6 protein-coding genes are annotated in these 8,802 nt (G+C 43.3%); 4 read left to right on the top strand and 2 right to left on the bottom strand.

Translation table 11 applies throughout. The features are described from left to right. The first annotated feature begins 229 nt into the window (after positions 1-229). The 4 genes from E5A76_RS16785 to E5A76_RS16770 all read left to right on the top strand — a co-directional run bounded on the left by E5A76_RS16785 (position 230) and on the right by E5A76_RS16770 (position 5,557). Positions 230-1,948, top strand: a complete 1,719-nt coding sequence (locus E5A76_RS16785) for a dipeptide ABC transporter ATP-binding protein (RefSeq protein ID WP_161119625.1) — start codon at positions 230-232, stop codon at positions 1,946-1,948. Positions 1,949-2,002: 54 nt separating this feature from the next. Beyond that, entirely contained in the window at positions 2,003-3,562 is a 1,560-nt protein-coding gene (locus tag E5A76_RS16780) for an ABC transporter substrate-binding protein (RefSeq protein WP_161119624.1), read from the top strand. Positions 3,563-3,637: 75 nt separating this feature from the next. Beyond that, on the top strand, positions 3,638-4,615 hold the full coding sequence (locus E5A76_RS16775; RefSeq protein WP_042117391.1) for an ABC transporter permease: 978 nt from the start codon (positions 3,638-3,640) through the stop codon (positions 4,613-4,615). Positions 4,616-4,618: 3 nt separating this feature from the next. Then, the gene (locus E5A76_RS16770; protein WP_008988274.1) at positions 4,619-5,557 is read left to right on the top strand and encodes an ABC transporter permease; all 939 of its coding nucleotides are present in this window, start codon (positions 4,619-4,621) and stop codon (positions 5,555-5,557) included. Between the two features lie 60 nt (positions 5,558-5,617). Here E5A76_RS16770 and E5A76_RS16765 read toward each other — a convergent pair whose 3' ends face one another. Together E5A76_RS16765 and E5A76_RS16760 are read right to left on the bottom strand one after the other, a co-directional pair. Next, on the bottom strand, positions 5,618-7,006 hold the full coding sequence (locus E5A76_RS16765) for a hypothetical protein (RefSeq protein ID WP_161119623.1): 1,389 nt from the start codon (positions 7,004-7,006) through the stop codon (positions 5,618-5,620). A gap of 276 nt (positions 7,007-7,282) precedes the next feature. After that, on the bottom strand, positions 7,283-8,656 hold the full coding sequence (locus tag E5A76_RS16760; protein WP_392397377.1) for a YjiH family protein: 1,374 nt from the start codon (positions 8,654-8,656) through the stop codon (positions 7,283-7,285). Between the last annotated feature and the right edge of the window lie 146 nt (positions 8,657-8,802).

Here is an 8,802-nt window from a genome sequence, read left to right as displayed (position 1 = left end):
ACTGTTTGTGTAGCTTTTTATTGATAGTGGGATGTTATTTTTGATCTAAATCAAAATGAATAGTTATTCGATTAATTGGGTTGGTTATAGTTTTTTACTTTGTAATGTTGCTTTTGTGTAAAATTTTTGACAGATTGATAGGCGAGCATGCTGATAGCTGATTATGCTGGCATGGAAAGGATTCAAGTTTTTATATTGGCAGGAGCCTGCCAAGCAATTGGGGTCAGTCATGGCTTTACTAGAAGTAAAAAACCTTCGGATAGAATATCCATCCCGTCACGGTATACACGCTGCGGTTAAATCACTGTCGTTTTCTATTGAGCGTGGTGAAATTGTGGGTGTGGTGGGTGAATCTGGTGCAGGTAAATCAACGGTAGGTAATGCCGTTATTGATCTGCTGAGTCCTCCAGGGCAAATCGCCAGTGGTGATGTGTATCTTGATGGAACCAAAATTTCTGGGTTAACGCCGGAGCAAATGCGTCAGGTACGTGGTGCCAAAATTGGATTTATTTTCCAAGATCCGATGACGTCGCTAAACCCACTCTTTACGGTGGAACAACAGCTTACGGAAACTATCGTGACTAACTTAAAAGTCACTCAGCAAGAAGCGTACAAGCGTGCGTTAACCTTGATGGAGCAGGTAGGTATCCCACAACCTGAACTGCGTATTAAACAGTATCCACACCAATTTTCTGGTGGTATGCGCCAACGTGTGGTGATTGCGATTGCACTTGCTGGAGAGCCGGATCTCATCATTGCCGATGAGCCAACGACAGCACTGGATGTGTCGATTCAAGATCAGATCTTAACCCTTATCCGTGATTTATGTGTGCAGAAGAACGTCGGCTGTATGTTGGTGACGCACGATATGGGCGTGGTGTCGAATGTGACAGATCGTGTTGCGGTGATGTATCGCGGCGATCTGGTGGAGTTTGGTACAACCGAGCAAGTGCTTAACCGCCCAGAGCATCCATATACTCAAAGTTTGATCTCTGCAGTTCCGCGTTCTGATATTAAATTAAAGCGTTTCCCACTCGTTAGTTACATCGAAAAAGCAGAAGAAACACCACCACTGGATGTGAAAAATCACTGGTTGGGTCAACGCCAAGAGCAGCGTGATTATTCTGGTGCGTTGTTAAATGTAGAAAATGTAAGCCTACGTTTTATCACTAAAGATTCGCTATTTGAAAGCCGTCGTGAATATGTGCAAGCCAACAATAATGTGAGCTTTCAAGTCTTTGAAGGGGAAACTTTTGGTCTGGTAGGAGAGTCTGGTTCTGGTAAATCGACCATTGCTCGCGTGATCGCAGGTTTATATCCGCCGAATGAAGGCAAAGTGACGTTTGAAGGTATTGATTTAACCTCGCTGAAGAGTGAGTCCGAGCGTCGTCCATTGCGTCGTCAAATGCAGATGGTATTCCAAAATCCGTATACGTCGATGAACCCAAGGATGCGCATTTTCGACATTATCGCTGAGCCTATTCGCTTCCACAAACTGACCGAGAACGAAGCGCAGACACGCCAAATCGTACATGACTTATTGGATCATGTCGGTTTAGGACGTGCCGCTGGGGTGAAATATCCTCACGAGTTTTCTGGTGGTCAGCGTCAACGTATTTCTATTGCCCGCGCGTTGGCAACACGTCCTCGTCTGCTGATTTGTGATGAGCCAACTTCTGCACTCGATGTATCAGTACAGGCTCAAATCCTGAACTTGCTAAAAGATCTGCAAGATGAGCTCAACCTTACCATGTTGTTTATTAGCCACGATTTGCCAGTGATCCGCCAAATGTGTGATCGCATTGGGGTGATGCAAAAGGGCACCTTGTTAGAAGTGGCACCAACCGAGCAGTTATTTACCTCGCCACAACATGCGTACAGCCAACACTTAATTTCACTAATGCCTGAGTTTAAGGGAATTAGTCAAAATGGATTAAAAAGCGCTTAATCCGTCTTCACAAACAACTCGCGGGAGAGGTCCCGTGCATAAAGGAGTTATGCAATGAAAACCATCAAGAGCAAATTAGCCGTAGCATTAATGGCCGCGGGTTTAAGTTTTAGTGCAACAGCGGCTGAGATCAAACTAGGTTATGCATCAGATCCTGTTTCACTTGACCCTCATGAGCAACTATCAGGTGGTACGCTACAGCTTTCTCATATGGTCTTCGATCCTCTTGTGCGTTTTACACAAGACATGGAATTTGAGCCACGCCTAGCACAAAGCTGGGAGCGTATTGATGATCACACCTTCCGTTTCAAATTACGCCAAGGGGTGAAATTCCATTCTGGTAACCCTCTAACTGCAGACGATGTGGTGTGGACGTTTAATCGTCTGCAAGACTCTGCTGACTTTAAAAAGATCTTCGCTCCGTATGCGGAAATGAAGAAAGTGGATGACTACACGGTTGATCTGATCTCAAAAGGGACTTATCCACTGGTGCTGCAAACTGCGACTTACATTTTCCCAATGGACAGCAAATTCTACAGCGGTAAAACAGCAGACGGTAAAGACAAGGCAGAAATTGCGAAACACGGTAACTCATTTGCATCGACGAACCTTTCTGGTACTGGTCCGTTTATCGTCACCGAGCGTGAGCAAGGGGTAAAGGTTGAGTTTACTCGTAACGCTGATTACTGGGACAAAGCATCAAAAGGTAACGTTGATAAGTTAACGCTGCTGCCAATCAAAGAAGATGCGACACGTCTAGCTGCCTTGCTATCAGGCGGTGTCGATATGATTGACCATGTCGCACCAAACGATCATGAGCGTTTGAAAGAAGCCGATGGTGTTGAGCTGGTGACGCAGCCGGGTACCCGTATCATTACCTTCCAAATGAACCAAAACAGTAATGAAGCACTGAAAGATGTGCGAGTGCGCCAAGCGATTGTTCATGCAATCAATAACGAAGGCATCGTGAAGAAAATTATGAAAGGTTTTGCAACCACTGCGGGTCAACAAAGCCCTGCGGGTTACCAAGGTCATGATGAAAGCCTAGTGCCACGTTATGACGTGAAGAAAGCGAAAGCCTTAATGAAAGAAGCGGGTTATGCCGATGGCTTTACCCTAACCATGCTAGCGCCAAACAACCGTTATGTGAACGATGCCAAAGTGGCACAAGCAGTAGCGGCAATGCTATCGAAGATTGGTATTAAGGTTGATCTTAAGACCATGCCAAAAGCGCAATACTGGCCTGAGTTTGATAAGTGTGCGGCAGATATGCTGATGATTGGTTGGCACGCTGATACCGAAGATTCAGCCAACATGACTGAGTTCTTAACCATGACGCGTAACGAAGAAACGGGTCAAGGTCAGTACAACTGTGGTTTTTACTCAAACCCAGAAGTCGACAAGTTAGTGGAGGCAGCGAACGTAGAAACGGATCCTGCGAAACGTAAAGCAATGCTACAAAAAGTGGAAGCGACGCTTTATAACGAAGCGGCATTTGTTCCTCTACATTGGCAGAGCCTGTCATGGGGTGCACGTTCCAACGTTCACGCTGCTGATATTGTAAACCCAATGGAAATGCCTTACTTCGGCGATCTTGTGGTTGATGAGAAGTAAGTAAAGCGATAGCGAAAGCAACAGTGCCGGAGCTTGCTCCGGCACTTTTTCAGGAAGAAAGAGAAGGGGCAGGGAATGTTTACGTTTCTGGTCAAGCGCCTGTATCAGGCACTGATAGTGATGTTTGTGATCAGTTTGGTGGCATTTGCCATCCAAGATAACCTTGGCGACCCATTACGTGAGTTGGTGGGGCAATCTGTATCAGAAGCTGAACGACAACAATTACGTGATGATTTAGGACTTAACGATCCGTTTATCACCAAATATAGCCGATTTTTATCTAATGCTGTGCAAGGCGATTTAGGTACGTCTTACACATTTAAAAAGCCCGCCACTGAGGTGATTTTAGACAAACTCGTGGCAACGCTTGAGCTGGTCTTTGGCGCCACTATGATCATTATTGTGGTCTCCATTCCGCTTGGGGTTTATTCCGCCATTCATCCCAATAGTGTGTTCACCAAAGCCATAATGGCGTTCAGTAGTATCGGGATCTCTATTCCTGTTTTTCTTACCGCGATTATGCTGATGTATATCTTCTCCATTGAATTAGGCTGGTTGCCGTCATTTGGGCGTGGTGAGACTGCCAATTACTTCGGTTGGGATTCAGGTTATTTCACTGTTGATGGTTTGAAGCACTTAGTCCTGCCATGTGTGGCGTTAGCGTCTATTATGCTGCCGCTATTTATTCGCTTAGTGCGCTCTGAAATGCTCGAAGTATTGAGCTCGGAATACATCAAGTTTGCTAAAGCCAAAGGCTTACCGATGAAAAAGGTGTATTACCAACATGCACTGAAGAACACCATGCTGCCTGTATTAACCGTTGGCGGGGTGCAGATCGGTACCATGATTGCCTACACCATTTTGACCGAAAGTGTTTTCCAATGGCCGGGTACCGGACTGCTATTTTTAGATGCGATTAACCGTGTTGATACCCCATTAATTACAGCTTACGTGATTTTTGTAGGACTGATTTTCGTTGTAACTAATACCATTGTTGATTTGCTCTATGGATTGGTTAACCCGACTGTAAACCTGACTGGCAAGGGAGAGTAAGTCATGAGTAATACACTAGCTGCGCCAAGCCGTTGGGAGCGCTTTAAAAACTCCGATTTCCTGTATTATTTTAAGAAAGACAAGGTAGCGATGGTTTGTTTCGCAGTCTTTCTAAGTTTTGCTACGGCGGCATTATTTGCGCCATTTATTGCACCGACTAACCCTTATGATCTGTCGTCAATTGATATTATGGATTCAGAATTGCCGCCTTCTTGGATGGAAGACGGTGATGAAAACTTTCTGCTAGGTACTGACGATCAAGGGCGTGATATTTTCTCCACCATTCTGTACGGTGCTCGCTTATCACTAACCATTGGTTTGCTGGCCGTTGCACTGCAGATGACGTTAGGTATCGTGATTGGTTTAACCGCAGGTTACTTCGGTGGACGCGTTGATAGCTTCTTAATGCGTGTGGCTGATGTGCAGTTATCGTTCTCAACCATGATGGTGGCGATCATTGTTTCAGCGATTTTCAGAACAGCACTAGGGGCTGAAACCTATGCGCAATATGCCGTGATCATGCTGGTGGTGATCATTGGTATTGCAGAGTGGCCACAGTATGCGCGTACCGTTCGTGCCTCAGTACTGGCGGAGAAGAAAAAAGAGTATGTTGAAGCGGCAAAAGTCATGGGCTTTAGAGCGCCACGTATTATGTTCCGTCATATTCTGCCGAACTGCTTATCACCTATTCTCGTTATTTCAACGGTGCAGGTGGCGAATGCCATTATGTCAGAAGCGGCACTGTCATTCTTAGGTTTAGGTTTACCGGTAGATCAGCCATCACTGGGCTCGCTTATCAGCATCGGCTTTAAATACATTTTCTCAGGTCAATGGTGGATCACCGCATTCCCTGGCATTGTGCTGGTGGTATTGGTACTGGTGATTAATTTATTAGGTGACTGGCTACGAGATGTGTTTAACCCGAAAATCTATAAAGGTTAATAGCTGATATAGAGAGTAAAAAGGCGACCAATGGTCGCCTTTATTTATTTTCTATTGCTGTTAGTTGCTTGATGCTTTCCACTTTGTAAGTAGATCTTTTGCTAGTGCTTCGTTAGCGACAAACATACCAAACATGTTTTTAACTGTGCTGTCTTCTGTGATCAGTAAGTTGCGATCTTTAGCGATAATCTTAAAGTTCATATCGTTGTCGCCTTCAGGGAAGTCGATAAATAGATTTTCACCTTGGATTGCCCAGCTAAGCTCCATTGATTCATCAGCTTCTTCAATCGTCACTTTATCAGCATTAAAGTGCATTTTTGCCATCATTGGATCTGGATTATGGCTTGTTGAATCGTCAGCAATGTAGAAGAACGTCTTATTGGCAAATGTTTCAGCGTAAACGGCTTCTTTATCGCGCAGATCTTTCTTACTCCACAGGATTAAATCACCGTCATTTTGTGGTACGGCTAATGATACGTCATGAGTCATGTAGATGAAGGTATCTGCTTCACCATCAGAGACAATAGCATCACCATTGATAGTAAATTCACCTGTCGATGTTTTACCTGTATTGTAGCGTGTCATTTCTAGTGTGTTAGCAGAAATAACTTTTGCGTAATCAATACCTTCTTCGGTAGCGTATGCTTTATTTAAGCTTACTGCCCACATTTCTTCGTCAACAGCAAAGTAGCTTGCCGTGGTGTAAATTTCTTTACTTACCGCTTGGCCTTTTTCATCAAACTCAATGTTGATGTTGTTCAGATCTTCTTTGTTATTAATTTTATCATCTAAGATCTTGCTGATGTCTGCAGTTGTTTTAACGAGTTTATCAGCATTGATAGCAGCGATGGTGGTTGGGAGTGTTGTTGTAATTGAACGTGCGATCGCATGCACTTTTTGTGCATTTTCGTCATTTTCTTTTTGTGCAACATAATCACCAGCAATGGTGTTGAGTGGCAGATTTAGCTCGCTAGCCAGTGCTTCTAATGTGATGTTTTTTGTGTGTGCCATTGTAGTAAAAGGCGTTACAGAAATCGTTTTATTTTCAGCGTTATCGCTTGCAGAAACGATGTATTGGAAGTCGTTGCCTAACTTACCACTCTTATCTGAGTCACTTGTAACCGATGCTTTTGCAGATACGATGATGTTGAATTTAGCGTCTGCTTTGCTAATTTTTGCTTCACCGTTTTTGTCTGTTTTAACCGTTAACTTTTCATCTGTATCACAAGCATTATTGTTGTTGCGATCAATACAAATTTCAGCATTTGCTAGGTAACCGTCGATAGCTTTGATGGTGATTGCGCTATTATCCGGTGTAGGAGTACCCGTCTCAGGAGATGGTTTTTCAATCTCTGGTTGTGTAGTTGTCGAAGAAGAATCGTCGTTACAGCCAGTAAGAGTTAGCGTAGCAATAAGGGATGCTGCAACAAGAGACAGTTTAAATTGCATTTTACTAATATCATTAAACAATATGCATATTAAGTTGAGGTCTAATTACACCCATAAAAAACAAGTGGTTAGGTGGTGTTTGGCGGCATATTATCGAGAGGAAAGATAAAAGCAATTGCAATAATCTGCTTATACCTTGGGTGAATGTTAAATTTTATAAAATGTGATAGTGCTAACGAAAATCAGCTATACGGTATAATTGAAAAGTTTGATCTTAATTCAATATTTAGACGAAAAAAAGGCGACCAATGGTCGCCTTTTTGTTTGTACCTTTGCTTAAAACAGTAGGTGTGCCATGCCTGCAATTACAGGTAAGGTCACCAGTGTACGTAGGATGAAAATTACAAATAGCTCCCACGCTTTAACCGGTACTTTACTACCGATAAGTAGGGCACCAATTTCAGACATGTAAATAAGCTGAGTGACTGACATTGCTGCGATGATGAAACGGGTCATGTCACTTTCAATGGTTGATGCCAAAATAGATGGCAAGAACATATCTGCAAAACCTACCACAATCGTCTTTGATGCTGCTTCCGCTTCAGGAATGTGCAGTAATTCTAAGAACGGAATAAATGGCATACCAAGGTAATCAAACAATGGTGTGTTCTCTGCAATCACCAGCGCAATAGTACCAATCGCCATGACAACAGGTAGTACGCCAAACACCATATCTACAGCGTTTTTCACGCCATCTAATGCAATCGCAGGAATACTTTTAACTTCAGCCGCTTTCTTTAACGCTTGTTCTAAACCGTAAGAAATAACGTTGTGACCTTGCGGTACGCTTTCATCGTGTTTGCTCTCTTTTGTACCATCAATGTAGATATCTTTCTTACGTGATAACGGTGGTAGACGAGGCACAATGATAGCGGCGACTAAACCTGCTAAACACACGGTTAAGTAGAACGGTACAAACATGTGCTCTAGGTTAACTTGCGCAATCACAACCAAGCTAAATGTGATAGAGACAGCAGAGAAAGTGGTACCAATGATCGCCGCTTCTCGTTGAGTGTACATACCTGATTCGTACTGTTTACTGGTCAATAGCACACCTACCGAGCCATCACCTAACCATGATGCAATACAGTTAACTGATGAGCGGCCTGGAAGACCAAAAATAGGGCGCATGATGCGAGTAAACAGAGTGCCGAAAAATTCCAGCAAACCAAAATTCAGCAGTAGTGGCAGTAGTAGACCTGCAAAAATAAAGACGGAGAACAGAACAGGTAGCAGATCGTTTAATACCAAACCACCGGTAGCGTCAGTGCGGAACATCTCAGGGCCGACATTAAAGTAAGCCATTACAGCAAAAATAGCGCCAAGCTGTTGCACGATAAACCACATTGGTGATGGGTTGAGTAAGCCATTTAAAAAACCGTTACGAGTAATAAAACCTGGCTTAAACACTTTAGTGATGATCGACATGATAGCTGTAAAGCTGATCACGCCCGTCACAATAGATGTCAGTGAATTTTCGAACTGAGCTTGAATGGTTTTCGCTAAAACAGCGATAGGGATTGTAATGTCACCATTGAAATTAATTGGTGCCATAAATAGGAACACACCAATTAAGGATGGGATCAGGAACATAAGCCAATTGTTAATTGGGCTTTTTGGTGGTGCTGCTGCTTGTTCTTGCATCTCGATTTACAACCTACTGATAGAAACTGCCGAATAAATGGGGGAATCCCATAGGTATGATAAGAATAACTATTCACTAGTTTTTCATATTTAAGGAGAGAGAGATTACATTTTTTGATCTAAACATGGAATAGATAGCTAGTAAAAAATGG

This window comes from Photobacterium lucens, assembly GCF_009873615.1.
GTDB lineage: Bacteria > Pseudomonadota > Gammaproteobacteria > Enterobacterales > Vibrionaceae > Photobacterium > Photobacterium lucens.
The sequence above is the reverse complement of the archived record's forward strand: the minus strand, read 5'-3'. Positions and strand labels throughout refer to the sequence as shown.

Excerpts from the sequence above, each read along its gene's own strand:
- E5A76_RS16775 (WP_042117391.1), top strand. The coding sequence starts at position 3,638 with ATGTTTACGTTTCTGGTCAAGCGCCTGTATCAGGCACTGATAGTGATG.
- E5A76_RS16785 (WP_161119625.1), top strand. The coding sequence starts at position 230 with ATGGCTTTACTAGAAGTAAAAAACCTTCGGATAGAATATCCATCCCGT.
- E5A76_RS16780 (WP_161119624.1), top strand. The coding sequence starts at position 2,003 with ATGAAAACCATCAAGAGCAAATTAGCCGTAGCATTAATGGCCGCGGGT.
- E5A76_RS16765 (WP_161119623.1), bottom strand. The coding sequence starts at position 7,006 with ATGCAATTTAAACTGTCTCTTGTTGCAGCATCCCTTATTGCTACGCTA.
- E5A76_RS16770 (WP_008988274.1), top strand. The coding sequence starts at position 4,619 with ATGAGTAATACACTAGCTGCGCCAAGCCGTTGGGAGCGCTTTAAAAAC.